Source organism: Xanthomonas pisi DSM 18956 (assembly GCF_001010415.1).
Lineage (GTDB): Bacteria > Pseudomonadota > Gammaproteobacteria > Xanthomonadales > Xanthomonadaceae > Xanthomonas > Xanthomonas pisi.
The window spans coordinates 1-23984 of record NZ_JPLE01000022.1 but is presented as its reverse complement, the minus strand read 5'-3'; the positions used below and the strand labels follow the sequence as shown (position 1 = coordinate 23984).

The window sequence follows — 23984 nt, the reverse complement described above, 5'->3', positions numbered from 1 at the left end:
GGGGGCCGGCGCAGCGAGTTGCAGCCCGTTATTATAGAAGCCCGTGGGGGTTCGCCCCGATCACAGACTGTCCCAAATACGTTCGTGCCCGTTCAATTCCCCCTCAAGCTTGTCGACCGGCGCATGATTGCGCCCACCGTGGCCCACTGTCAGTTCGTGCGAGATGACGGGCAGCCGCTGGATTTCCAGCCCGGGCAGTTCATCCAGATCCACTTCAACGGCGCCGATGGCACCCCGACCAAGCGTAGCTATTCGCTGGCGACCATTCACGATCATGCGCTGGGACCGGGCGAGGCGGTGGAGATCGCGGTGAGTTTCGTGCCCGGTGGCTCGGCCACGGCCTTGTTCGAAGGCCTGCAGATCGGCGACCAGCTGCAGGCAAGCGGCCCCTACGGCCGTTTCTGCCTGCCGCCGGGCGATGCCAACCCGCGTTATGTGTTGATCGCCACCGGCACCGGCGTCACCCCGTACCGCGCGATGCTGCCGCTGCTGGCCGAGGCGATCGCCACCCGCGGCGTGCAGGTGCTGTTGCTGCAGGGCGCACGCACACCGGCCGAGCTGTTGTACGGCGACGACTTCCGCGCGTTTGCCGATGCGCATCCGCAGTTCCGCTACGTGCCGTGCCTGTCGCGCGAGCTGCCTGCCGCGCCGCATGCCGATGTCCGGCATGGTTATGTGCAGCAGCATCTGCCCGAAGTCGCGCCCGATGCGCAGACCGATATCGCCTACCTGTGCGGTAACCCGGACATGGTGGACACCTGCGTCGAGGCGCTGAAGACTGCCGGCCTGACGAATGCGCAGATCCGTCGCGAGAAATACGTCAGCCCCACGCCGCCGAAGGCCTGAGCACCCAGACCGGGCGGCGCAGCGATACCCTCAGCAACTGCGCCGCATGCAACATGCATGCGGTAGCGCACACGCGGTGTCTATGCCTGCGCTGCGTGCAGCGCAGGGCGCTGCAGCTCGACGGTGATGTGCACCAGTTCTTCGTGGATCTGCAAGGCGTTGCGCACCGTATCGGCATCGATGTCGGCAGCGGTCAGCAGGCTGACAATACAGGCGTAGCGATCGCTTCCGACCCGCCAGACATGCAGGTCGGCGATGTCGATCGCATGTGGGAGCTCGGCGATGACCTGTTTCACTTCGGCCACCACCGGCGCGTCCATCTCCGCATCCAGCAGCACGCCGCCGGTGCTGCGCAGCAGCCCCCACGCCCACACGGTGACCAGCACCGCGCCGACGATTCCCATGATCGGGTCCAGCCACCTCACGCCCCAATGCATGCCCGCGACCAGGGCCACGATCGCCAGCACCGAGGTGGCGGCATCGGCCACCACGTGCAGATACGCCGCGCGCAGATTGAGATCGGCGTGACCGTGGTGGTGGGCATGATCATGCTCACCATGACCATGACCATGACCATGACCATGACCATGACCGTGATGATGCCCATGCGAGTCGCGCAACCACCACGCACAGATCAGATTCACCAGCAGGCCGACGACCGCAATGACCGTGGCTTCCTGATAGTGAATGGGCTTGGGCGAAAACAGTCGTTCCACCGACTGGAAGGCCATCAGGCCGGCGACGCCCAGCAACAGCATCGCGCTGGTATAGCCCCCCAGCACCTCGACCTTCCAGGTGCCGAAGGTAAAACGTACGTCGCCGGCATGGCGTCGCGCAAAGCGGTAGGCGAACAACGCCAATCCCAGCGCAAGCGCGTGCGAGCTCATATGCCAGCCATCGGCGAGCAGGGCCATGGAGTTGAGCGTCCAGCCGCCGACGATTTCCACCACCATCATGGCCACGGTCAGGATCACCGCCTTGCGGGTGCTGCGCTCTGCCAACGGGTTGGTGCCGGCAAAGCGGTGCGACTGCGCGCAGTGGGGCGCGGTGTGCGTGATCGACATCGGTGGGAGCTCTGGCTACGATACCCCCGTAGGGTATCTGAGATACCCCCATGGGGTATAGCGCAATGTCACATCTGAACCACGACAAATCCAGGCTGCTGGCGCGCGTGCGCAGGATCCGCGGCCAGGTGGAAGGGCTGGAGAAAGCCTTGGCGCAGGACGTGGACTGCACCGCGCTGTTGACCCAGGTCGCTGCTTTCCGTGGTGCGGCGCAAGGGCTGATGGTCGAGCTGCTCAGCGAGCACCTGCGGCATCACGTGGCCGCGCCGGACGTGCTGGGCGACAGGGAGCTGGCGGTCGACGATGTCGCCGCCCTCCTCAAGACCTATCTGAAGTGACCTCGCCGCTGGCGTGATGGCGCGCCACCGATTGCCTGCACACTGGCGCCACTGCCAGCATCCATCGCTGCGCTGCCAGCCACAGCGATGGCGTGGCTGACAGCCTCGATTGCGCATCGCTCAGCGCGGCTGCAAGGTCACCAGCACCACATCGTTGCTACGCATCGGCACATTGACCTCCACCAGGCCATCGGCGCCGACGCGGATGCGTTTGTCCTGCTCGGGCGTATCGCGCGTGGCCTGCTGCAGCTGGGTCAGCTGTGTCCGGTTCAATGCCTTGGGCAGGCCCATGTCGATGTACAGCGACAGCGGGTCGTTGCGCCGGTAGCCGGTCTTGCGCACCTGCAAGGTGTAGTTGCCCGCAGGTACCTGGGTCATGCGCAGATGCAACGGCGCGCTGTCGGTGGCGGCGACCAGCTTGGTATAGAACGGCGTATTGCTCACCGCCTGCACCGGCTGCTGCCAATCCCACACCAGCGTGGCGATGCGCTTGCCATCCACCGCCGCAAGTGCATGCGCGTCGGCCAGCGGAATCTCGCGGCCCTGCAGCGCATTCAAATACTGGTAGGCAAACCACGCCGGCTTGCGGATGCCTTCGCGATTCATCAGCCCGAAACCGCCATGGAACGGCGTCGGCGGCGGGCCGGGTTCTTCGAACAGATCGGTATAGGTCCAGTAACTCATGCCCTGCACCAGGCCTTGCACCTGCTTGAGCTTGGTCAGGATGTAGGGCGCGCTGATGTAGCTGTCGTGGACGAAGTCGCGCGGCGTGTAGCTGCTGCTCCACTCGGTGAAATACAGCGGCAGCTCCGGAAACGGCGAGGCCTGGATCTGCGCGCGCACACGGCGCACATCGCCGACGATGGCATCCGGCGATGCGGACAGTTTGACGTCCTGCTTGCCGTCTTCATCGAGAAAACCGCCCTCCACACCATAGGTATGGGTGGTGACGAAATCGATCGGCAATGTGTTCTTGGCAACGAAGGCCAGCAGCTCCGGCACCCAGTCCGCACCGGCGGTGGACGGGCCGCCGACGCGCAGCTGCGGATCGATCGCCTTGATCGTGCGCGCAGTAGTGGCATACAGATCGAAATAGGCCTGCTGGTCGGCGTTTTCCCAGAAGTCCTTCAGGTTCGGCTCGTTCCACACCTCGAAATACCACTGCCGTACTTCATCGGCACCGTAGCGGTCACGGATGTGCCGCACATACGCATCGATCAACTGCGTCCACTTGGCCGGATCCGGATGCGAGGTGTTGCCCTTCCAGTAGAACAGCGTCTGCTCGGAGGTCTTCATCGCACCAGGAGTAAAGCCCAGCTCGACGAACGGACGGATGCGCTTGGCCAGCAGTGCGTCGTACAACTGGTCCAGCTTGGTCCAGTCGTAGACCAGTTTGCCGTCCACTTCCTTGACGGTGCCAAGCGCATCGTGGAAGACGTCGTGGAAGCGGAGATAGCGAAATCCCAATTCCTGCACGGCAGGCACCAGATGCGCCTGCGTATCGGCGCGGATCAGCGTGCCCGGAAAATCCGAGCCGACCGACAGCGTGGCGAAACGATCCACCGGCTTGCCGGCGGTAGAAAGATCCACTGCAATGTCCCGTGGTGCGGCGGCCTGCGCCAGTGCCGGCAACCCGGTGCTGCACGCCAGTGTCATCGCAAGCAAGGTGCGTAACCGCATCGTCTCTCCTGATGTGTGTGCAACGACCCATGCACTAGGTGCGTACGCAAGAACTGCGCGTAGGCGGTGTGCGGGCGGTCGTCGCCGGGAACTCAAGAATAACGGAATGCGCGGGCTAACCATCGCTATTAGCTGGAGGCCCCGTGCGCAAGCAGGCGCGCAGTCGCGTTCGCTCGCGGTCGCATCGGTTGCATGAGGCAAGCAGGGGGCTGCGCTGGCAGTGGCAGCGTGGTGCGCCTGTGCGTGAGTGCACGGTGTTCCGGCGCTGTTTGCAGCAAACAATGCTTGGCAGCGCGAGCGCAATGTGGCGCGACCACTGCCGCAGTCCTGTCGTAGCTGATCGATTTCCGCTACAGCGGTAAGCACCCCGGCGATACAGCATCGCCATCCCCGGTGAGAAGCACCTGACCAATGCGTTCTGGCTGCGTCGGACGCAGCTGCGCGCGGCCTTGTTCTTTCGGACATGGTCCTGACGATGCGACACATCGTCAGGACCACTGCCCGCATCAACACGCCCGCAGATGGCGCACTAAGCCTGCTGTCCTTCGACCCCCGCGATCGCGTGATGAACCATCAGGCTATCGACATACTGCTCCATGCTCTGGATCTTGCCGTCCTTGAGCCGATACAGATGCGCGAAGGTTGCGCGCATGAACTTTCCGGTCTTGGCGTAGGTGCCGGAATACACCCCAAACGCTGCGACATGGTCCCTGTCGGCCAAGTACGTGTGGACCTCGGCCTTGTAGCCCACCCACTCGGTCGCGAGCCGATGAAAAACATGCTTGAAGACGTCTGCGGGACCGGTATAGGTCCCTGCGTAAGGGAAGCCTGCCGCCTCTGTCCAGGTGGCGTCAGGCGCTAACGCGGCGGACAGGTGCTTGCCGTTGTCTTCCGAAGACCCTTCATAGGTTGCCCGGATGATGTCCAGATTGGTCTTCATCGGATCAACCCCACTTCATCTCGCCCTTGGCGACCTTGGCACCGATCTGCAGTGCCGTGCCCATGCCGGCTCCCGGATAGCGCTTGGTCATGGCCTCGATGAGCGCGGCGCTATCGGATGCCTTGCCCAGCTCTTCCTCGAATGCCAACAGGTAGTCGCGCGTGTAGCGGATCGCCGAGGCGTCGGTCGCCGCGCCCGGTGCCATATGTCCAGGAATCACCACCGCCGGTTTGCGGGCCGCCATCGCATCGAGTGTCTTGATCCAGGCCAGACGGCCCTGGGCACTCGGTGTGTCGGCTGTCCATACATGCACCCCAGAGAACACCAGCACGCCACCGAAGATCGCATCCAGCGATTTGAGCGCGAGGTAACGGCGGTTGGCCAGGCCGTCTGCATCGACGATGGCGATGGATTGGCCTTCCAGCGAGAGCGCTTTGCCGTCGAATGCGTCCGGCATCACGATGTCTGCAAGTGTCTGCGGCCCGTTGTCCTTGAGCTGGGGCCCCCAGGTCGCAAGCTTCTTCTCGACGCTGGCCTTGATGGCCGCGACGGTGGCAGATGCCGCGATGATGCGCGCATCGGGAAATGCTGCCTTGATCGGGCCCAGGCTGAAGTAATAGTCCGGGTCGCTTTGGCTGACGTAAATCGTGGTCAGCGTCTTGCCGCCGGCCTTGATTGCATCAACCAGCGCCTTGCCATCGGGGAGCGTGAAGCCGCCATCGACCAGCACGGCTTCGCGCTTGCCGGAGATCAGGACCGGGGCACGGAAAAACCCGTTCTCCCCGGCGGGAAAGTGCTGCAGTTTCAAGGGCGCCTGTGCGGCCATGGCGCTGTTGACTGAGGGGACAGCGCAGGCGATACCTGCCACGGCAATGGTTTTGATGACTTCTCTGCGTGTCGTCATGATCCGTTCCTGTGAGGAGAGATGAAGCGTTGTGTTCAAGCGGCCTGAAGTTGACGTTTGAATGCACCTGGATCGGTGTAGGCGGCATGTGCGTCTATCAGCCATCGCTTCCCGCCGGATTCAGCGATGAACGTCGGTACGCCCTGGGCGCCGAACTCACGCATCAGCGCTTGCGTACCTTCAATGCGCGTTCGATTCGCGGACAGAAGCTGTGCATCCGCCTGCGCCAGCCGCGTGGCGGCGTCCGCAAGGTGCAGTTCTTCCAGAAGCCTGACCAGCCCGGCGGTGGTGGTCACGTCCTTTCCAGCCACGTAGCGGGCCTGCTGAATGGCCGTCAGCGTCTTCAGTTGCCGTGCCGGTGCTACCAGGGACACAGCGGTCAGCGCCAATGTGGCTGCACCACTGTCGAAGCACTGCTGGCGATCGCCGAGAACCTCCTGGCGATAACGCTCGGTGAAGCGCTGCCCGGTCAGCTGTGCAATGCGTTGATCGTTGGCCCAGGCAAAGCTGGCGAATTGCTCGTCCATCGCCCGCGCACCCGTACCGGCGAACAAGCCGGAAGGCTGAAGTTCGATCGCGATGCCGGGCTCGGCGGCCAGCGCGGACATGGTCGCCGCTGCGCCATAGCACCAGCCGCATAACGGGTCGAACAGATAATGCAAGGTGGTGTTCATGGGCATTCCTTGTGACTGTCAGGCACATCCTAGAGATCGGTGATTGATCGATAGATACATACATAGTAAATACGTCGTATGTTAAAGGCATTCAATCAATCGGGAGACAGGCCAGGCGACCTCGGCAATCTTCGCCGTCTGGCTTACTTCGTCGCCGTGGTGGAAACCGGCTCGTTCACTGTGGCGGCCGAGCGCCTGGGCATCACCAAGGCGGTCGTGAGCCAACAGGTCGCCCGACTGGAACACGAGTTTCGAACCTCTCTACTGGTGCGTACCACGCGGAAAGTGCAAGCCACCGAGGTGGGGCAGGAGTTCTACGAGCGCTGTGCATTGATCCTGCGCCAGGCAGAGCACGCGTTTGACGGCCTGGCCGACCGATCTGCCGAGCCATCGGGCGTGTTGCGGCTTACCGCACCGTTCGACTATGGCGTGGGAGTGGTCGTGCCTGCGATCGCTGCATTCACCAGGCGCTACCCCGCGTGCAAGGTAGATGCCGTGCTCAGCGACCAGACGCTGGATCTGATGTCCAGGAATATCGAGGTTGCCATCCGTGTCGGATGGCTGGCCGAAACAAGCGAACAAGCGCGAAAAATCGGCTCCTTCCGCCAGCTGCTTGTCGCCTCCTCATCCATGGCAGCAGAGCTTGCAACGCTCCAGAGCCCGGCCGACATCATCGCGTTACGCTTCGTCGCCAACACTGCGTTGCATGATCATTTGCGCTGGACCTTCGCGTCGGACCAGCAGCACGCCCAGACGGTGCACGTGCAGGCATCCATTTTTCTCGATGCCACGATGGCTGTGCGCGAAGCGGTGTGTCAGGGCGCCGGGCTCTCCGTGCTTCCCGACTATGTGGTCGCCAACGACCTCGCCGCAGGGCGTCTGATTGAGGTGCTTCCGCATTGGTGCCTGCCTTCCGGAGGCATCCATGCGGTATTTCCTGCGGCGCGGTATCGCCCGTCCAAGGTGCGCGCATTCGTGGACTTGCTCATCGAGCGAGAAGCCTTGCGACAAGCCACATACGCCTACATCCGCGGTTGAGCAAGGACGGCCTTGACGGCAGGCGCCACCCCGGTGCCCAGCAACACGATCGAACGTTGCATTGCCTCCGTCTGCAGCATGGCCGAGCTCATCTGGACGGTAAGGCGCGCAATGCCACCGAGCACCGCGTTTGCAGCGAGAATCTTCTCGCGCATCGTCTGCGGGTCGCCGATGAGAAAGGCGCCGCCAGGGCGAGGCCACGCCGGTCGGAGGGCATCAGATGCCCATCTCGGCGATCTATCGCCTGAGTTCCCACCGGGGCCTGCAGGTCGCTGGATGATTGAGCCTCTGAAGCATTGCGCCAGGGGTCGGCAGGTCGCAACGGACCCCGCGCAATAGCGGAGCGTGGGCGATCGGTGCGTCGAATGGCGGCCGGAGGAGCGGAAACAAAAAAGCTGGACACCTCCAAAAAAGTGTATTAGTGTGTGTTACACACATTCACTATATCGACTCCAGGACATGCCCACCAGCAGCCGCTTCGCCGTCGCCACCCACATCCTCACTGCGCTTGCAGTGGGCGACGGCACGCCGATGCGTTCGGACGATCTGGCGTATTCGGCCAATACCGGTGCGGTGGTCATCCGTGGGCTGCTGTCACGCCTCAGCGAGGCAGGGTTGACGCGCTCGCAACTTGGCGCCGGTGGTGGCGCGATGCTGGCCAAGCCGGCGAAACAGATCAAACTGTTGGACGTCTATGCGGCTGTGGAGGACACGGAGCTGTTTTCGGTCCATCGGACGCCGCCCTGCGAGAACTGTGCGGTGGGGGGCAACATCCTGGCCGCGCTTGAACCGACATTGACCCGAGCTCGCAAAGCACTGGAAGGCGAGCTTGGAAAAACCACCATCGCAGACGTGGCCCGCGACGTGGCTCGGCTGGGAAACTTCTCGATTCCCCTGGTTTGGTAATTGTTTGGCCTTAAATGTCGATAGGTCGACGACACATATGCATTTCACCGAAGCAACGCGACATCAGAGCTGCCAGGAGTTTGGGGTGCTGGCAACCTCACTCACTTCTACAACCCCTCACTTCAATCACGTCAACAGGATATAGATCATGAGCATCGGCATTATTGGTTCTGGCGCGCTTGGCGCCAACGTCGCACGTGCACTCGCCAAGAAAGGGATTGCAGCCTCGATTGCGAACAGCCGCGGACCGGCTTCGCTCGCGGCGCTGGTCGATGAGCTCGGCCCCTCGATTACTGCGGTCACCGCTGCCGAAGCGGCGAGCGCCGACATCGTGATTGCGGCGGTGCGCTGGGTCGACGCCGAAAACGTCATGCGCGCCCTGCCGGCGTGGAATGGACGCATCGTGATCGATGGTACCAACCCGGTGGAGTTCATCGATCCCGCTTCTCCGGACGCCAACGACCCGAGCAATCCATTGGCGGCCTACGGCATCAAGGCCGTGGATCTGGCGGGCAAGCACTCGAGCGAGGTATTCAAGCAGTTCGTGCCAGGGGCGAGGGTGGTCAAGGCATTCAATCACCTCGACGTCAATGTCCTGGCCGAACCCCAAGTCGCCGGTGGCAAGCGGGTGCTGTTCTATTCCGGTGATGACGCTGCCGCCAAGACCGAGGTCCACGCGCTCATCGACGCGATGGGCTTTGCGCCGGTCGACCTCGGATCGCTGGATGTGGGCGGCCCGCTTGCATCGCTGCCTTTCGGCTCGCTGTCTGCACAGAACTTCGTGAAGCTTTGATCGCATGGCGCAAGGTTCGGTTCGGACGAATGGGATGCTTGTTCCATTCGTCCGGGCTGCTTTGCATGTCCGCAAAACCTGCATTTCCCCCCAATGTCCCATCGCCTGCAGTTTGTCGCTTGCCGCGATGCGGGATGCTGCACGTCGCTCATTCCAATGGCTCAGACCGCGTTCGCCAACGATTTGGCCAATAGCGCGTTGCCAGCACGCGATGCGCACGCAATCGACACCTTCCTGGTACAGCAGTGGCAACCTGCAGGCGGTACATGGACGGGCCGCAGGACGTGTGCTGCACACACGCGTCTTATCCGTACCGCGCCACCGCTTGGGTGTCCGGCAGATCTCCGTAGAGGTGGTGGATCACTGCATCCATCCGCCCCCGGAACGTTGTAAAGGACGCTTGACACGCCGCAGATCTGCGCGCACTCTGCATGTCAAGGGAACTTGACACGGGGTGTGCGGTGAACAACAGCGCAAACATGTCGCCGGTGCAGGCAGCGTCTTGCCGTGCTGCGACGCTTGAGGAATCCGCTTGTGCTGCCGTGCAGTGCGCAGTGATCCACGCGCAGCCATCCACGCTGCCGGCGGATGCACGATGAGCGCCAGGACAGCGGCATTGCGCGTACTGCCGGTCGGCAGTGTTGTCCTCATATTGCTGGGCGCCTTGCGGCGCTGGCTTCCGTGGCAGGTAAGCGACTACACCCAGGGGCTGCTGATCGGCTGCGGCGTGGGTGGTCTGCTGGTGGCGCTGGTGCTGCACGTCGCAGGCGATAGCCTGCGCGACAGTGCACCGCCTGCGTTGGTCCGCCGTTACCACATGGAGCTTGCGCCGCCGATGCTGGCCTACGTGGTGGTCATGCTGTGCTGGCGGTATTTGCTGGCCAGCGTGCACGCCAACTGGATCCGGGTCCTGGTCGCGCTGCTGCCTGCACTGCTGCTGATGTTCGTGGTCCGCGCCGTGGCGCGTTTTGTGCGCGATTCGGATGAAATGCAGCGTCGTATCGAGCTGGAATCGATCGCCATTGCTGCGGGTCTGGTGAGCATGGCGTACATGACCGCCGGCTTCCTGGAATCGGCGCAGCTGATTGCGGTACCGGCATCGGCGGCGATGATCTGGGTGTTTCCGGTGCTGTGCATCACCTATGGCCTGACCAAGGCCATCAATGCACGCCGCTATCAATGAACAGTCGTGTCCGTGCCTTGCGCGAAGCCAGCGGCTGGTCGCAAGGCGAGTTGGCCGAGCAGCTGGGCGTGTCGCGGCAAACCGTCAATGCGTTGGAGACCGGCAAATACGATCCCAGCCTGCCGTTGGCGTTTCGTATCGCACGTCTGTTCGGCGAGCCGATCGAGCAGGTGTTTCTTTACGAAGATGGTCAGTAGTTGCGGCGGTCACACGCGACCGCCGGCAACGTCAGGGAATGGGCACCAGGAGAGGATGGACATGCTGAAACAACTGAATGTGGCCGCCGCCGTGCTGGCTGCGCTGCTGGCGGCAGGATGCCAGCGCACAGAGCAGCCTGCGGCCGGCAATGCCGGCGCATCCACGCCGGGTGTGGCACAGCCGCATACGACAGACACGCATGAGGGCACTGCGGCCGGCAATCGTTATGGCAGCCTGCAATTTGCACCGTGCACGCTGAGCTCCGGCAGCGCGGCGGGCAACATCGAAGCGCAATGCGCGCAGTTGCAAGTGGCCGAAAATCCGGCCGCGCCGAAGGGGCGGCAGATCGCATTGAAGATCGCCTGGCTGGAAAGCGACGCCGGTGCGGGCAGCAAACCGGATCCGGTGTTCTTCATCGCTGGCGGTCCGGGGCAATCGGCGACGCAGGCTGCCGCCATCGCAGCGGCTGCGTTACGCGAAGTGCGCAAGAACCGCGACATTTTTCTGGTCGATCAACGCGGCACCGGGGGATCTCACCCCCTGCGGTGCGAGACAGCCGATGGCAAGCCTTTGCAGGCTGGCATGGCGTCCAGTCCTGAGGAACTGACCGCCTACGCGCGCCAATGTGCCGAAGGTTTGCAGAGCCATGCCGACCCGCGTTACTACACCACGGCCGAAGCCATCGGCGATCTAGATGCTGTCAGGGCTGCGTTGGGTGTGCCACGTATCGATCTGGTCGGCGTGTCCTACGGTACGCGCGTGGCGCAGCACTATGCCAAACGCTATCCCGCGCAGACGCGGGCCATCGTGCTCGATGGTGTTGCGCCTAGCGATCTGGTGATCAGTGGTGAATTCGCGCGCACCTTCGAAGACGCATTGATTCTGCAATCGGAGCAATGCCGTGCCATCCCCGCCTGTCGCGCGCGTTTTCCAACCGATGTGCGCACGCAGCTGCGCGGCATTATGGATCGCCTGAAGGTTGAATCGCCGGAAGTGGAGTACCGCGATCTGCGCACCAATGCCATCAAGCACGATCGGGTGACCGCCGACGCGGTGATCGGTCTGGCCTTTACGTTCTCCTACGCACCGCAGAGCGCTGCGTTGCTCCCGCTGGTACTGGACGAAGCCGCCGCCGGTCGCTACGCGCCGTTGATGGCGTTGTCGCACATGGACATGCAGATCAATCAGCCCATGCAATGGTCGGTGGTGTGTGCCGAAGATGCCGACCGTTATCACCCAGCGCCCGAGCATCAGGCATTGCTGCTGGGCGAGGATGTTCCCCAAAGCGTTTTTGCCGCGTGCCCGGTATGGCCGACCGGCAAGCGCGCCGCCGATTTCACCGCGCCACTACGTTCCCAGGTTCCGGCGCTGCTGCTGTCCGGTCAGCTGGATCCGGTCACGCCACCGCGCTACGCCGACACCGTGCTCAAGGGTCTGCCAAACGGGCGGCATCTGGTTGCACCCGGCCAGGGACACAGCGTCATGGCACTGGGCTGCATGCCCAAGCTGATGGCGCAGTTCATGGAAACCGCCGACGCCGGTGCGCTGGATACGCAGTGCGTTGCCGATCTCAACAACGTGCCCGCGTTCACCTCGTTCAACGGATGGGAACCATGAGCCGCATCGACCACGCCACGGAGGCGCACGCATGATCGTCGTCGAGAATCTGCACAAGTCGTTCAAGACCAAGACCGGGCTGGTGAAGGCGGTCGATGGGGTCAGTTTCAGCGCTGCGGACGGCCAGATCACCGGGCTGCTTGGTCCCAACGGCGCGGGCAAGACCACCACCTTGCGCATGCTCTACACCTTGATGTTGCCGGACCAGGGGCGCGTCTCCGTGGATGGCGTGGACGCCGCGCACGATCCGGTCACGGTACGCCGTGCACTCGGCGTCTTGCCGGATGCACGCGGTGTGTACAAGCGGTTGAGCGCACGCGAGAACATCGCCTACTTCGGCGAGTTGCACGGCATGTCGCGCGGCCAGATCGCCGAGCGCACGCGGGTGTTGTCCAGCGCACTGGACATGGACGACATTCTCGACCGCCAGACCGAGGGGTTCAGCCAGGGGCAGCGCACCAAGACCGCGATTGCACGTGCGCTGGTGCACGACCCGCGCAACGTGATTCTGGACGAGCCCACCAACGGCCTGGACGTGATGACCACGCGCGCGATGCGCGGCTTTCTGCAGCAGCTGCGCGCGGAAGGGCGCTGCGTGATCTTTTCCAGTCACATCATGCAAGAGGTGGCGGCACTGTGCGACCGCATCGTCATCATCGCCAAGGGCACGGTGGTGGCATCCGGTAGCGCCGACGAACTGCGCGCCGCCACCGGTGAAGACAACCTGGAAGACGCCTTCGTCAAGGCGATCGGCTCGGAAGAAGGACTGCACGCATGAGCAAGCGCTCCCTGTTGGCCACGTTGTGGACGGTGCTGCGCAAGGAACTGCGCGACATCTCGCGCGACCGCCGCACCCTGGCATTGGCGTTGCTGCTCTCGCCATTGCTGTATCCGATCCTGATCCTGGGCATGGGCGCGCTGAGCGAAAGCCGCGTGCGTACGCAGATCGACAAGCCGCTGGACATCCCCACACTCGGCCGCGAACACGCCCCCAACCTGGTGCGGTTTCTGGCCGCGCAGGGACTCAACGCCGTGGACGCGCCGGCCGATCTGACCACGGCGATCCGCAACCAGGATGTGGACGTGGCGCTGCGCATCAGCGACAGCTATGCCGACGATTGGCGCGAAGGCCGTCCGGCGCTGGTGGAAATCATCAAGGACAGCACCCGCCGCGAGGCCGACGTGCCCAGCATGCGCCTGCAGGCAGCGCTGAGCGGCTACAGCCAGCAGGTCGGTGCGTTGCGTCTGTTGGCGCGTGGCATCGATGCGCAGGTGGGTCGGCCGCTGGAAATCGCCGCGCAGGACATGGCCACTGCCGAGGCCAAGCGCGGCCAGATGATGGCGATGCTGTTGCCCGTGCTGCTGGTGATCACCTCGTTCCTGGGCGGTGCGTCGTTGATCCTGGATGCCACCGCCGGCGAGCGTGAGCGCCAGTCGCTCGAGCCGTTGCTGGCAACGCCGGCGCCACGCAGTGCGATTGTCAGCGGCAAGATCGTCGCCGCCTGCGTGATCGGCATGGTGTCGTTGTTGCTGACCTTGCTGGCCTTCAAATTGAGTGCGCAGCTGTCCACGTCCAACCTGGGGCGCCAGCTCAACGTGGGCTTCGTCCCGATGCTGCAGATGCTGTTCATCCTGGTGCCGATGCTGTTTGTCGGCACCTCGCTGCTGACCTATCTGGCCGCTGCGGCCAAAAGCATGAAGGAAGCGCAGGCGCACATGACCTGGTTGCTGCTGCTGCCGATGCTGCCTGGCTATGCCTTGATGGCGTACCCGCTGAAGACCCAGCTATGGCACTTCGCGGTGCCGTTCCTGGCGCAGAACCAGATGCTGCTGAAGGTGATTCGCCACGAAACCATCACCGCGCAGACCTGGGCGGTGTATCTGCTGGCCGGCTTCGGGGTGGCTGCAGTGCTGTGGTATGCGGCAGTGCGTCGTTATCACCAAGAGCGGTTGGCGATTTCCGGGTGAGTCCCTTCTCCCACCGGGAGAAGGTGGCGCGCAGCGCCGGATGAGGGTACGCGCAGTCCGTGAGAATGAACTGCCGAGTGGTCGCAATCGAGTGGTCGTAATAATTGAATGTTGCTTTTGTCTCTGCAGTGCGTGACGTCCACTTTGCCGCCGTACCCTCACCCCAACCCCTCTCCCGAGGGGAGAGGGGCTTTAATCCTTCCCCCTCGGGAGAAGGTGTCCGAAGGGCGGATGAGGGTACGGATGACTAGTCAACAAAAAGCCCGCATCGCTGCGGGCTTTTTGTTGGGCGCCCGACAGTTGCCGGGAGTGCAGTGCATCAATCAGCAGCAGCCATCAGCCATCAGCCATCGACCAGCGGACTCACTCAGCTGCACGCAAAACACGCAGCTACCCAACCACCACTCAACCGCCCGGATTGAACGACAGTGTGCGACGGGTGGTGACCGGTGCGGCAACCGGCTCGAAGCGCCAGCGCTTGACGGCATTGAGCGCTTCGCGGTCGAACACGCGCGGCGGGTTGGCGCGCAGCACGCGGGAGGCGGTGATCGAGCCGTCGGTACCGACCGTGAGCTCGACCAGCACTTCGCCGGAGGTGCCGGCGCGCAGCGCTTCGGGTGGATAGCGCGGTGCTGGGGTGCTGATCGGGCGCAGCGATTGCGCCGCGGGCGCCGCGGCGGCGGCGGCCGGTGCCGGGCGTGGTGCGGCCGGGGTCGGGGCAGGGGCCTCGGCCTGGCGGCGGGCAGCGGCCTGGCGCTCGGCTTCGGCGGTCTGCTGGCGGGCGGCTTCCTGCTGGGCGGCAATCTGCTGGGCAGCGGCGGCTTCGCGGGTCTGCTGTTCGGCCAGACGCTTCTGCTCGGCGGCTTGCTTGGCCTTGTCCTCGACCAGCTTCTTGGCCTGCTCGGCGTCCTGCTCGGAGCGGTTGGCGGCGGTCTTCATGCCCGTCTCCAGGCCCGACTTCAGACGCGGCAGTGCCGGTGCCTTGGGATCGACCTTTTCGATCAGTGCGATCAGGCGCTGCGCCTCTGGAAATTCTTCGCGGCTGATGCCTTGTTCGGCGGCGATCAGCGTGTACGGCAGCAGATCGGTCAGCGCGCTGTTGACGGTGGCGTCCTGCGGCTGCTTCTCGCGCAGGGCCAGGTAGTACTCCACCGCGTTGTCGCCGGCCGGGGCGTACATGCGGTTGTCCTGCAGCGCCTTGGTGGCCGATGCGCGCAACTGGTCGGCGGCCATCGACTGCACCTGCGGCGACACCGCGGTGGCGGGCGTCGGTGCCGCCGCCGACGGCGTGGCGCCGGTGGCAGGCGTGGTGGTGGCGGCCTTGTCTTCCTGCTTGGAGCAGGCAGCCAAGCCAACCAGCAGAATGACCGGCGCGATCCGGCGTGCCATACGGCCCTGTGTCAGATCCAACATGCGTCCCCCTTACCCCGAGTGCGAAAGATAACGTTGCTGCGGCGAGCGCCGGCCATTGTTCCCGCAATGGACGGCAATGCCGCAATCTAGCATTGCTGGGGCGGTGTAAGCCAAGGGTTGCCGCAGCCGGATGCGAAATTTATCCCGCCGGGGCCGCCAGCGCCGCATCGGAGCGCATGTGCGGGGCCGGGTCGGGCAGCGGCGGGGCCGGGCAGTGGCGACGCAGGAAGTCCGCATGCGGCGGCAACGTGGCCACGGTCGCGTCCACGCGCTGGCGGATGCCCTGCAGAAAATGGGACAGCTCCGCATCGCCCATCAGGTCGGCGACCGGGTGGTGCTGCTGCGGGGTGATGCCCTGGCCCAGCATCACCTGCACCCAGGAGTTCTCCGCAAACAACTCGTTGCCCTGGTGGAACACGCGTCCGCTCTGGCGGAACAACTCCATGCGGTGACGCAGCGAGTCGGGAATCTCCATCGCCGCGCAGTCGCGCCAGAACGGCGTGTCGCGACGATCGGTGGCGTGGTAATGCAGGATCACGAAATCGCGGATATGCGCGATCTCATCGGCCGCCTGGCGGTTGTATTCGGCGATGTCGGCCGCGTTGATCACCTGCGGGAAGGTCTGCAGCAAGCGGACGATGCCGCGCTGGATCAGGTGGATATTGGTCGACTCGATCGGCTCCAGAAACCCGCTGGCCAGCCCCAACGCCACGCAGTTCTTTTCCCACACGCGGTGGCGCTGATTGGGCGTGAAGCGCAGCGCCCGCGGTTCGGTCAGCGCGCGCCCCTGCAGGTTGCGCTCCAGCACCGCCCGGGCACTGTCCTGATCGGTATAACGGCTGGAATACACGATGCCGTTGCCCACGCGGTGCTGCAGCGGAATACGCCACATCCAGCCCGACTGGTCGGCACGTGCCCGCGTATAGGTCACCGGCGGGCCCACCGATTCGGTCTGCACCGCCAGTGCGCTGTCGGCAAACAGCCAGCGCGACCAATCCTCGCTTCCCACGCCCAGCGTCTTGCCGATCAACAGTCCGGCAAAGCCGGTGCAATCGATGAACAGGTCGCCTTCCACGTTGGTGCCGTCCTGCAGCGTCAGCGCAGTGAGATAACCGCTGTCCGGGTCGGTCTGGACCTGGCCGATGCGCCCTTCGAGACGCTTGACGCCAAAGCCTTCGCTGAAGCGGCGCAGGAAGCGCGCATACAGTCCCGCATCCAGGTGGTAGGCGTAATTCATGCCGCCGTTGGGCAGGTGCGCAAAGCGTCCTTCCTGGGCGGCGCGCAGTTCCAGGCAGTAGTCGCCGAAATCGCATGCCACCCCGCGCTGGCGGCCCTTCAACCAGAAATGATGAAACCCCGCGCTCCAGTGATCGGTGCCGGTGTGACCGAAGGAGTGGATGTAGTGCCTGTCCACATCGCGCCAATGCTCAAAGCCGATGCCGAGCTTGAAGGTGGCCTGGGTGGCGGCCATGAAGGTCGCCTCGTCGATCTCCAGCAGCCGGTGGAAGGTGACCAGGCTGGGGATGGTGGCTTCGCCCACGCCCACCGTGCCGATCTCGTCCGACTCCACCAGGGTGATCTGCAATTGCCGGCCCAGCAGCTTGGACAAGGCCGCGGCAGCCATCCAGCCGGCGGTGCCGCCACCGGCGATGACCACGCGCCGTACCGGGCGCTGCTGGGGGGGCAAGGGGGCGGCGTGCGACATGGGTCAGTCCTTCAGCGGTTCAAGCGTTGCAGCAGGCGCGCACGCAGGCTGCGGGCGCGGTTGTCGTCCATCGGGGCCAGCACACCGCGCGCTGCGTCGGGCACATGCGCGGCAGTGTCGGCATCGGCTTCGAACACGTAATGCCGGAACACCTCCTGCCAGGTGGCGCGTTGTCCGGCCGGCAGGTCGCGGATGGTCAGCAAGGCCAGCATCAGCGCGTTCATCGGCGAATCCATGTAGGCCGGGCTTTGCCGCCACCAGAAATTGACCAGCACGTTGAAGCTCTCCAGCGCCTGGACGTGGTGCCACCACATGCTGGGAATGAACAGCGCATCGCCCGGTTCCAGCTCGGCCACCAGCGCATGCTCCAGCGCCTGCGCATAGCGCGGAAAGCGCTGCAGATCCGGTGCGGCGATATCCACCAGGCTGACCGGTTGCCCGGCCGGCGTCAGATCCAGCGGGCCGATATACAAATTGCGCAACTGCTCGGGCGGAAACAGCGTGAAGCGGCGGCGCCCGGCGACCACGCAGGCCAGGTTGTCCGGCAGATCCTGATGCGCGGCGATGCGGGTGCGGTTGCCGATCCAGATGCTGGCCAGCGGCTCGGCCTGCGGCAGCGCGATCGGGTTGTGCGCACGCAGCCCGGGCAGGTAGGTGTCCAGCGTGGTGGAGCCGACATAGATCGCCGGCGGCTGCGCGTTGTGCAGGTCGCGCAACAAGGTGTCCAGCACCACCACCAGCGGCACGCGCTCGGGGCGGAAGTTGAAGCCGCTCATGTCCGCGTTATAGAAGAACCGCCCGCCGATCTCCGGCGGCCCGACCTGCGCCACCACCGCCTCGCCGCGATCGAACCCACGCAGGTAGGCAGCGGCCGCCTGCGCGGAGTGCGCACCGGCGCGGGCTAGCGGCCAGTCGCGCACCAGCCCGCGCAACACCAGCGGCGTGGTCGAGCGCAGCAGCGCCGGATCCAGCTGCTGCGGGTCCAGGCCGTGGCGCTCGTCGATGGCGCGCGGCTCAGCGGGCATGGCGGCGATTCAGGCGTTCGAGCAGGTGGCGGAATTGCGCGACCGAGGCCACCGCCATGTACAGCGGCTCCAGATCGCCATGCCGGTGCAGGTCCAGCAGCGCGGTCTTGCCGAGCGCGCGCAGGCGTTCTTCGTGCACGGTGTGCAGCCCGGCCAGCCGGCAGTCCAGGCCGTTGTCGAGCGTGGCTTCGAACACGAACGGTTCCAGCAACTCGTAGCGCAACAGGCGCTCGACGAAGGCATCGCTCGCCGCCAGCCCATCGTGCAGCGTGCGCAGCAATTGGCTGATGTGATACAGGAAATCGGTGGTGCCGCCGTGTTCGCGGAACAGCAGCTCGCCTTCCTGGGTGCTGATGCGCGGGCTGTCCAGATCCACGTGCACCATCGGCCCTTCCGGTTGCTGGCCGATCAGGAACGGTTGGCGCTGGATCGCCAGCGGGACATACGGCGCATCCCAGCGCGCGCCCTCCAGAAACAGGTTTTCGCCCAGGCGCAATCCCAGCAGGGCCAGCGGCTGAAACCGCCCGCTGTCGCTGCGGTGGAACACGATCGGGTACTGGCCCTGCAGCTGGCGGAATTCCTGCGGAAACGTCGCCGCCGACATCACGTCATCGCCGTAGGCGGCGCCATGGGCGGTGATCACCCGCAGATCGCGGTGATCGAGATTGTTCAACAACACAGCATTGGTCATGGGGGTCGCCACATCACGCGGGGGCGCGTGGCCCATGCTTGGACAGTTACCCCTCGCGCGGCAAGTGCCGATGCAGTGCTGCACCTGTCGCAGGAAGGTCGTGCAAGCGTCCCGGCAGACGCGCTGCCGGGACGCTCGGTACCGCGGTTACATCACCAGAACTTGTAGCGCAGGCCCAGCATGTAGCGCGGGCCGGTCTGGGTGGCATAGACGATCTGGTTCTTCTGCCTGCCATGCTGACGCTGCACCTCGTCGGTGAGGTTGATCGCCTCCAGGCTCAGCGACAGGTTCTCGTTCCACTGGTAGCCGATGCTCAGATCCAGCTGGCCATAGGCTTCGGTGTAGACCGGATTGGGCTGGCCGCTGCCGTCGAAACGCGCGGCCAGGAACTCGTCGCGCCAGTTGTAGGCCGCACGCACCTGCCACTTGTCCTTGTCGTAGAAGCCCACCACGTTGGCCGAATCGCTCAGGCCTTCCAGCGCGAACTGCTCGCCGATCACCGCGTTGTTGTAGGTCAGCCCGGAATCGACCTTGGTGTAGTTGGCCGACACGCCGAAGCCGCTGGCGCCGAACATGTGCTGCAGGTTGAATTCCCAACCGTCCAGCGAGGCCGAGCGCTGGTTGGCCGGCGCGGTGATGGCGAAGTTGGCCACCGGATCGCCCGGCTGCCCGCTGATCACGCCGGTGGCGTTGCCGTTGGCATCGTCGGCCCCGCGCACCACGCCCGGCGCGCCGCCGCGGTTGCGGAAGATGTAGTTGCGGATACAGGTCAGGTCGGCCGAGGCGCAGCCGTTGCCCAGCGCTTCGTTCCAGTACGCGCCGCCCACCGGGGTGTTCAATCCCAGCGAGGTATCGTTGCGCGTGGTCACGCCGATGTAGTTGTCGATGTTCTTGCGGAAGAAGCCCACCGAAGCGTAGCTGGCATCGCTGTAGTACCACTCCAGCGAGAAATCGATGTTGTGCGAGAGCAGCGGCTTCAAGCCGGGGTTGCCTTCCTGGCCGGTGCCGCCTTCCAGGCGCGCGATCTGGTTGAGCGTCTGACCGCCCTGGATGTCGCCCCAGCCGGGACGGCCGATGGTTTCGCCGTAGCTGCCGCGCAGCACCAGGTCTTCGGTGAGCTTGAAGCTCAGGTCCAGGCTGGGCAGCCAGTATTCGTACTTGCCGCTGCCGCCGGCGAACGCCGAGTCGGCCAGGCGGATCGGCAACTCGTTGTTGGCGACCCAATCGATGCCGACCGCCACCGGTACCAGCGCCTGCGCGTCCACCTTGGTTTCTTCGTAACGCACGCCGGCGGCCAGGCTGATCGGCACGCGCAGATCGTCCCAGCTGTTGTTCCACTGCAGATAGGCGTTCTTGGATTTTTCGGTCACGCGGCGGTCGGTGGTGAACACCGGCGAGATGCGGTACAGCGCGTCATCGCCCGCGGCTTGCGCGGCGGCTTGACGTGCGCGCTCGAAGTCGAACAGGAACAGCTGGTTGAACTGCGCCGGGTTGCCGCTGCCGCCGATCGCATCGAAATACTGCGCAAACGAACTGGGAATCCACAGATCGTCCGGATAATCGGCCGCGGTGCCGTTGCCGCCCCAGGTATCGCGCTGCACGTTGGAGAACGCCGAACGGTTCTTGACCTCGGTGCTGCCGATGCCGAACTTCAATTGCGAATAATTTTCGAAGGTGAAGTCGCCGTTGACCTGCGCCTGGTCGATCTCGGATTTCATGTAGCTGTTGCGGAACGCCGAGCCGGTGACCAGCGTGCGCGAGGGGTCCAGCCCGTTCAGGCCGAAGCCCAGCTGCTGCTGCAATACCGGGAAATCCTTGCTGAAATCCACCACCGAGGTGCCGCGGTAGAAACCCGACACGCCGAGCGAATTGCTCGACCCGTACGGGCTGTCCGCGCCGGCTTCGGCGGTGGAGCGGTGGATGTCGAAGTTGAGCTTGAACTGGTCGTTCACCGCCCAATCCACGTTGAAGCCCAGCGACTTGTTCTGGTTGCGCGTGGCCGCGTTGGAACCGGCGGTGGCCAGATCGCTGGTGGCCGGGTTGACGATTTCCGAATAGGTGATCGGACCTGCCACCGGACCGTTGGTCCAGGCGCTGGCCGACGGGCCGTAGTTGAACCACACCGACATTTCGTTGCGCTGCTGCTGGATCTTGTTTTCCGAATACGTGTAATCCAGCGTGGTGGTGATGTTGTCCAGCGGCTTGTACTGCAGTACCAGCTGGCCGTTGGTGCGCTGGCGTTCGACGCCGACCACGCGGTAGTTGAGGTTCTGCGGCACCGAGTAGATATCGTTCGGGCCGGGGCGGTTGACGATGTCCTCCGAGCCCGGTGTACCCGGCTGCGGAATGGTGCCGTAGGCGGTGGAATCGCCACGGAACGAGCGCCAGCCGTTGGGCACGCCGACCTGGCTGTAGCCGAAGTCGCGCTCCTGGTAGCTGCCGCTCAGCGACACGCCAAAGCGTCCATCGGCCGAGGTGTTGCTGAAGATGCCGGAGATTTCCGGCGTCAGCGAATCGCCCTGCAGGCGGCCGGGCAGGTTCTCGTTGGACGCATCGTGCACGCCCTTGAGGCCCACGTTGGCATGCATGCCCGGGTTGTCCAGCGGCCGGGCCGTCTTGATGTTGATGGTGGCACCGATGCCGCCGGTGGGCGTGCTGGCGCGGCTGGTCTTGAACACCTCGATCCCGGAGATCGACTCGGACGCCAGATTGGCGAAGTCGAACGCACGCGAGTTGGAGGCGTTAGATTCTTCGATGCTGGCGCCCGGCATCTGCCGGCCGTTCAACAGCACCAGGTTGAAGTCCGGGCCGACGCCGCGCACGGTGACGCGCGAGCCTTCGCCCAGCGAGCGGTCGATCGACACGCCGCTGATGCGCTGCAGCGACTCGGCCAGGTTGGTGTCGGGGAACTTGCCGATGTCCTCGGCCACGATGCCGTCGACGATGCCTTGCGCATCGCGCTTGACGTTCATCGACGAGGTGAGGCTGCCGCGGATACCGCTGACCTGGACGGTGTCGAGCGTGGCAGGGTCGGCCTGGCTGGAGCCGGGGACGGTCGAGGCCGACTGCGGCGCAGGCGCGGTCTGCGCGGCAAGCGGGGTCGACAATGCGAACAACAAGGCAGACGTCAAGCGCCGCGTGCGCGGCAGGGTGCGTAGCTCTCTCACGATGATTCCATCCCCAAGCAAGGAAAAGCCGGCCCCGAGCGGGACAGGCAAAAAGTCGATCAGCAATCGCGCATTTGTTAGCGCCGGCTTAACGAAGTCAATTTGCAGTGCAGCATCGGCCGCGAGCCAATGGCGTCACACATCGTTCCACTGTGGGCGGTTTGCAGCGCATCCATGTGCAATCGCTTGGCCGTACCATCGGTCTCTGATGGCAACCTGCACTCAGAGCGGTTCACAAAAGGACTGCGCTGCGGCCAGGCGGGCGTGGCCGGACATTGGAATCGGCATGTATCACGCGTACACGCCGGCTCCTCCGCGCCGTCCGCACCTACCTGACGCTTGCTCGTTACGTTTGTGAGCCACTCTTACATCGGTTGTCACTGATGTCGCGAGCGCAGCTGTTTGATTGCGCGAAAGGCCGGCGGATTTGGCAGGTGCGTTGGATGCCTTGCCGGCTCACCTGCCTGCACGCCGAAGGCGGCCTTAGCTGATTGTGGCTGCCGTTACACCCCTATCTCGAACTGGAGCGCACGATGATCGATCTGTACTACTGGCCCACGCCCAACGGCCACAAAGTCACCTTGTTCCTGGAAGAAGCCGGGCTGGACTACACCCTCAAGCCGGTCAACATCGGCAAGGGCGAGCAGTTCGAGCCGGCGTTCCTGCAGATTTCGCCCAACAACAAGATGCCGGCCATCGTCGACCATGCCCCGGCCGATGGCGGCGGGCCGCAAAGCGTGTTCGAGTCCGGCGCGATCCTGCTCTATCTGGCCGAGAAGACCAGCCGCTTCCTGCCGCGCGACGCCCGCGGCCGCATCGCCGCACTGGAATGGTTGTTCTGGCAGATGGGCGGGCTGGGCCCGATGACCGGTCAGATGGGCCACTTCAGCGTCTACGCCCCCGAAAAGATCGCCTACGCAATCGACCGCTACAACGCCGAAGTCCGCCGCCTGCATGGCGTGCTCGACAAGCGCCTGGCCGATCACGCATTCCTGGCCGGCAAGGATTACGGCATCGCCGACATGGCCAGCTATCCGTGGATCGAAGTCTATGCGGACATCCGTCCCGATTACGCCGAGTTCCCGCACCTGAAGCGCTGGCACGACGCCATCGCCGCGCGCCCGGCCACCCAACGTGCCTATGCGCTCAAGGAGCAGGTCAACCCCAACGCCGGCAAGCCGCTCAGCGACGAAGAGCGCAAGCACCTGTTCGGCAAGCGCTGAGGCAAAGCGGCAGCAGCGGTCGCGCAACAGGCCATCGCGCAACAGGCCATACGGCGAGAGCGACGACTGTTGCAACTGCGCAGCAAGAACCACCGCAAAACCGCATCAGCAAGCAACAAAGACAAGCAGCAACAGCAAGCAGCAACAGCAACAGCAACAGCAACAGCAACCAGCATCAGGCGTTGGCAGCGGCAAGCGCATGCATCAACCGCGCACGACCCAAGCCCGGAGCCTCAAGCCCCTCTCCCCCCGGGAGAGGGGTTGGGGTGAGGGTACGCAAATGGCGCCAACAAGCAGCATCAGGCGTTGGCAGTGGCAAGCGCGTGCATCAACGGCGCACGACCCAAGCCCGGCGCCTCGAGCCCCTCTCCCCCGGGAGAGCAACTGTCTTGATCAACTGATGACGCCAACTGCCGTTTGGGTTGGCGTGAAGGTACAGGCCAAGCTTTCGTGTCGTTCAACCTGCGCGGGGCTTGGCCCGCCCCCTCATCCGGCGCTGCGCGCCACCTTCTCCCGCCTTGCGGGAGAAGGACAAAAAGGCCACTGGCGGGAGAAGGACAAAAGGACAAACAGTCGAGCTGCCGCTTAAAGCCCCTTATCTCTTGGCGATC

General features: G+C 64.4%; 22 protein-coding genes and 1 other RNA gene. 12 read left to right on the top strand and 11 right to left on the bottom strand.

Features of this window, described 5'->3' with window-relative positions; translation table 11 throughout:
* The first annotated feature begins 18 nt into the window (after window positions 1-18).
* A complete protein-coding gene (locus tag Y887_RS06405) occupies window positions 19-846 on the top strand; it encodes a ferredoxin--NADP reductase (protein ID WP_084725947.1) in 828 nt (275 codons plus the stop codon).
* A gap of 80 nt (window positions 847-926) precedes the next feature.
* Here the strand turns inward: Y887_RS06405 and dmeF are convergent, their stop codons facing one another.
* On the bottom strand, window positions 927-1910 hold the full coding sequence (gene dmeF / locus Y887_RS06400) for a CDF family Co(II)/Ni(II) efflux transporter DmeF (protein ID WP_046963548.1): 984 nt from the start codon (window positions 1908-1910) through the stop codon (window positions 927-929).
* 65 nt (window positions 1911-1975) lie between these two features.
* On the opposite strand from dmeF, the gene Y887_RS06395 reads away from it, so the two are divergent.
* Window positions 1976-2248 carry a metal/formaldehyde-sensitive transcriptional repressor gene (locus tag Y887_RS06395; RefSeq protein WP_046963547.1) on the top strand — a complete coding sequence of 91 codons (273 nt, stop codon included), beginning with the start codon at window positions 1976-1978 and terminating at the stop codon, window positions 2246-2248.
* A 120-nt stretch (window positions 2249-2368) separates the two neighbouring features.
* On the opposite strand, the gene Y887_RS06390 is transcribed toward Y887_RS06395, so the two are convergent.
* From Y887_RS06390 to Y887_RS06375, 4 genes are all read right to left on the bottom strand, one after another.
* A complete protein-coding gene (locus Y887_RS06390; RefSeq protein ID WP_046963546.1) occupies window positions 2369-3928 on the bottom strand; it encodes a GH39 family glycosyl hydrolase in 1560 nt (519 codons plus the stop codon).
* Window positions 3929-4457: 529 nt separating this feature from the next.
* On the bottom strand, window positions 4458-4868 hold the full coding sequence (locus Y887_RS06385; protein WP_046963545.1) for a nuclear transport factor 2 family protein: 411 nt from the start codon (window positions 4866-4868) through the stop codon (window positions 4458-4460).
* 4 nt (window positions 4869-4872) lie between these two features.
* Window positions 4873-5772 carry an MBL fold metallo-hydrolase gene (locus tag Y887_RS06380; protein WP_084725946.1) on the bottom strand — a complete coding sequence of 300 codons (900 nt, stop codon included), beginning with the start codon at window positions 5770-5772 and terminating at the stop codon, window positions 4873-4875.
* 35 nt (window positions 5773-5807) lie between these two features.
* Window positions 5808-6446, bottom strand: a complete 639-nt coding sequence (locus tag Y887_RS06375) for a DsbA family protein (RefSeq protein WP_046963543.1) — start codon at window positions 6444-6446, stop codon at window positions 5808-5810.
* Window positions 6447-6524: 78 nt separating this feature from the next.
* Here Y887_RS06375 and Y887_RS06370 point away from each other — a divergent pair, with 78 nt between their 5' ends.
* A complete protein-coding gene (locus tag Y887_RS06370; RefSeq protein WP_046963542.1) occupies window positions 6525-7484 on the top strand; it encodes a LysR family transcriptional regulator in 960 nt (319 codons plus the stop codon).
* On the opposite strand, the gene Y887_RS18720 is transcribed toward Y887_RS06370, so the two are convergent.
* Complete coding sequence (locus Y887_RS18720) at window positions 7469-7639, bottom strand: hypothetical protein (RefSeq protein WP_211256982.1); 171 nt, start codon at window positions 7637-7639, stop codon at window positions 7469-7471. The genes Y887_RS06370 and Y887_RS18720 overlap by 16 nt on opposite strands.
* 304 nt (window positions 7640-7943) lie before the next feature.
* Here Y887_RS18720 and Y887_RS06365 point away from each other — a divergent pair, with 304 nt between their 5' ends.
* The 7 genes from Y887_RS06365 (at window position 7944) to Y887_RS06335 (ending at window position 14149) form a co-directional block, all read left to right on the top strand.
* The gene (locus Y887_RS06365) at window positions 7944-8390 is read left to right on the top strand and encodes an Rrf2 family transcriptional regulator (protein WP_046963541.1); all 447 of its coding nucleotides are present in this window, start codon (window positions 7944-7946) and stop codon (window positions 8388-8390) included.
* A 148-nt stretch (window positions 8391-8538) separates the two neighbouring features.
* The gene (locus Y887_RS06360) at window positions 8539-9183 is read left to right on the top strand and encodes an NADPH-dependent F420 reductase (protein WP_046963540.1); all 645 of its coding nucleotides are present in this window, start codon (window positions 8539-8541) and stop codon (window positions 9181-9183) included.
* A gap of 595 nt (window positions 9184-9778) precedes the next feature.
* A complete protein-coding gene (locus tag Y887_RS06355; protein WP_046963539.1) occupies window positions 9779-10366 on the top strand; it encodes a hypothetical protein in 588 nt (195 codons plus the stop codon).
* Window positions 10363-10563: a helix-turn-helix transcriptional regulator gene (locus tag Y887_RS06350; RefSeq protein WP_046963538.1), complete on the top strand. Its 201-nt coding sequence runs from the start codon at window positions 10363-10365 to the stop codon at window positions 10561-10563. Before Y887_RS06355 ends, Y887_RS06350 begins: the two co-directional genes overlap by 4 nt.
* A 55-nt stretch (window positions 10564-10618) precedes the next feature.
* Complete coding sequence (locus tag Y887_RS06345; protein ID WP_046963537.1) at window positions 10619-12181, top strand: alpha/beta hydrolase; 1563 nt, start codon at window positions 10619-10621, stop codon at window positions 12179-12181.
* A gap of 31 nt (window positions 12182-12212) precedes the next feature.
* Window positions 12213-12959: an ABC transporter ATP-binding protein gene (locus tag Y887_RS06340; RefSeq protein WP_046963536.1), complete on the top strand. Its 747-nt coding sequence runs from the start codon at window positions 12213-12215 to the stop codon at window positions 12957-12959.
* Window positions 12956-14149, top strand: a complete 1194-nt coding sequence (locus Y887_RS06335; protein WP_046963535.1) for an ABC transporter permease — start codon at window positions 12956-12958, stop codon at window positions 14147-14149. The genes Y887_RS06340 and Y887_RS06335 overlap by 4 nt, the downstream gene beginning before the upstream one ends.
* Window positions 14150-14554: 405 nt before the next feature.
* On the opposite strand, the gene Y887_RS06330 is transcribed toward Y887_RS06335, so the two are convergent.
* From Y887_RS06330 to Y887_RS06310, 5 genes are all read right to left on the bottom strand, one after another.
* Window positions 14555-15562: an energy transducer TonB gene (locus Y887_RS06330; RefSeq protein WP_046963534.1), complete on the bottom strand. Its 1008-nt coding sequence runs from the start codon at window positions 15560-15562 to the stop codon at window positions 14555-14557.
* 139 nt (window positions 15563-15701) lie between these two features.
* Window positions 15702-17267, bottom strand: a complete 1566-nt coding sequence (locus tag Y887_RS06325; protein ID WP_046963533.1) for a tryptophan halogenase family protein — start codon at window positions 17265-17267, stop codon at window positions 15702-15704.
* An 11-nt stretch (window positions 17268-17278) separates the two neighbouring features.
* The gene (locus Y887_RS06320) at window positions 17279-18292 is read right to left on the bottom strand and encodes a cupin-like domain-containing protein (protein ID WP_046963532.1); all 1014 of its coding nucleotides are present in this window, start codon (window positions 18290-18292) and stop codon (window positions 17279-17281) included.
* Window positions 18282-18983 (bottom strand): SapC family protein, encoded by a 702-nt coding sequence (locus Y887_RS06315; RefSeq protein WP_046963531.1) that lies wholly within the window; start codon window positions 18981-18983, stop codon window positions 18282-18284. Before Y887_RS06315 ends, Y887_RS06320 begins: the two co-directional genes overlap by 11 nt.
* Before the next feature lie 152 nt (window positions 18984-19135).
* Window positions 19136-22150 carry a TonB-dependent receptor gene (locus tag Y887_RS06310; protein ID WP_046963576.1) on the bottom strand — a complete coding sequence of 1005 codons (3015 nt, stop codon included), beginning with the start codon at window positions 22148-22150 and terminating at the stop codon, window positions 19136-19138.
* 286 nt (window positions 22151-22436) lie between these two features.
* On the opposite strand from Y887_RS06310, the gene Y887_RS18715 reads away from it, so the two are divergent.
* Together Y887_RS18715 and Y887_RS06305 are read left to right on the top strand one after the other, a co-directional pair.
* Window positions 22437-22511: non-coding RNA, sX9 sRNA (locus Y887_RS18715), on the top strand.
* Window positions 22512-22683: 172 nt separating this feature from the next.
* A complete protein-coding gene (locus Y887_RS06305) occupies window positions 22684-23373 on the top strand; it encodes a glutathione binding-like protein (RefSeq protein WP_046963575.1) in 690 nt (229 codons plus the stop codon).
* Window positions 23374-23984 lie beyond the last annotated feature (611 nt).

Coding starts and splice junctions, on each gene's coding strand:
- dmeF (WP_046963548.1), bottom strand. CDS start 1,910: ATGTCGATCACGCACACCGCGCCCCACTGCGCGCAGTCGCACCGCTTT.
- Y887_RS06395 (WP_046963547.1), top strand. CDS start 1,976: ATGTCACATCTGAACCACGACAAATCCAGGCTGCTGGCGCGCGTGCGC.
- Y887_RS06390 (WP_046963546.1), bottom strand. CDS start 3,928: ATGCGGTTACGCACCTTGCTTGCGATGACACTGGCGTGCAGCACCGGG.
- Y887_RS06385 (WP_046963545.1), bottom strand. CDS start 4,868: ATGAAGACCAATCTGGACATCATCCGGGCAACCTATGAAGGGTCTTCG.
- Y887_RS06380 (WP_084725946.1), bottom strand. CDS start 5,772: ATGACGACACGCAGAGAAGTCATCAAAACCATTGCCGTGGCAGGTATC.
- Y887_RS06375 (WP_046963543.1), bottom strand. CDS start 6,446: ATGAACACCACCTTGCATTATCTGTTCGACCCGTTATGCGGCTGGTGC.
- Y887_RS06370 (WP_046963542.1), top strand. CDS start 6,525: ATGTTAAAGGCATTCAATCAATCGGGAGACAGGCCAGGCGACCTCGGC.
- Y887_RS18720 (WP_211256982.1), bottom strand. CDS start 7,639: ATGCGCGAGAAGATTCTCGCTGCAAACGCGGTGCTCGGTGGCATTGCG.
- Y887_RS06365 (WP_046963541.1), top strand. CDS start 7,944: ATGCCCACCAGCAGCCGCTTCGCCGTCGCCACCCACATCCTCACTGCG.
- Y887_RS06360 (WP_046963540.1), top strand. CDS start 8,539: ATGAGCATCGGCATTATTGGTTCTGGCGCGCTTGGCGCCAACGTCGCA.
- Y887_RS06355 (WP_046963539.1), top strand. CDS start 9,779: ATGAGCGCCAGGACAGCGGCATTGCGCGTACTGCCGGTCGGCAGTGTT.
- Y887_RS06350 (WP_046963538.1), top strand. CDS start 10,363: ATGAACAGTCGTGTCCGTGCCTTGCGCGAAGCCAGCGGCTGGTCGCAA.
- Y887_RS06345 (WP_046963537.1), top strand. CDS start 10,619: ATGGACATGCTGAAACAACTGAATGTGGCCGCCGCCGTGCTGGCTGCG.
- Y887_RS06340 (WP_046963536.1), top strand. CDS start 12,213: ATGATCGTCGTCGAGAATCTGCACAAGTCGTTCAAGACCAAGACCGGG.
- Y887_RS06335 (WP_046963535.1), top strand. CDS start 12,956: ATGAGCAAGCGCTCCCTGTTGGCCACGTTGTGGACGGTGCTGCGCAAG.
- Y887_RS06330 (WP_046963534.1), bottom strand. CDS start 15,562: ATGTTGGATCTGACACAGGGCCGTATGGCACGCCGGATCGCGCCGGTC.
- Y887_RS06325 (WP_046963533.1), bottom strand. CDS start 17,267: ATGTCGCACGCCGCCCCCTTGCCCCCCCAGCAGCGCCCGGTACGGCGC.
- Y887_RS06320 (WP_046963532.1), bottom strand. CDS start 18,292: ATGCCCGCTGAGCCGCGCGCCATCGACGAGCGCCACGGCCTGGACCCG.
- Y887_RS06315 (WP_046963531.1), bottom strand. CDS start 18,983: ATGACCAATGCTGTGTTGTTGAACAATCTCGATCACCGCGATCTGCGG.
- Y887_RS06305 (WP_046963575.1), top strand. CDS start 22,684: ATGATCGATCTGTACTACTGGCCCACGCCCAACGGCCACAAAGTCACC.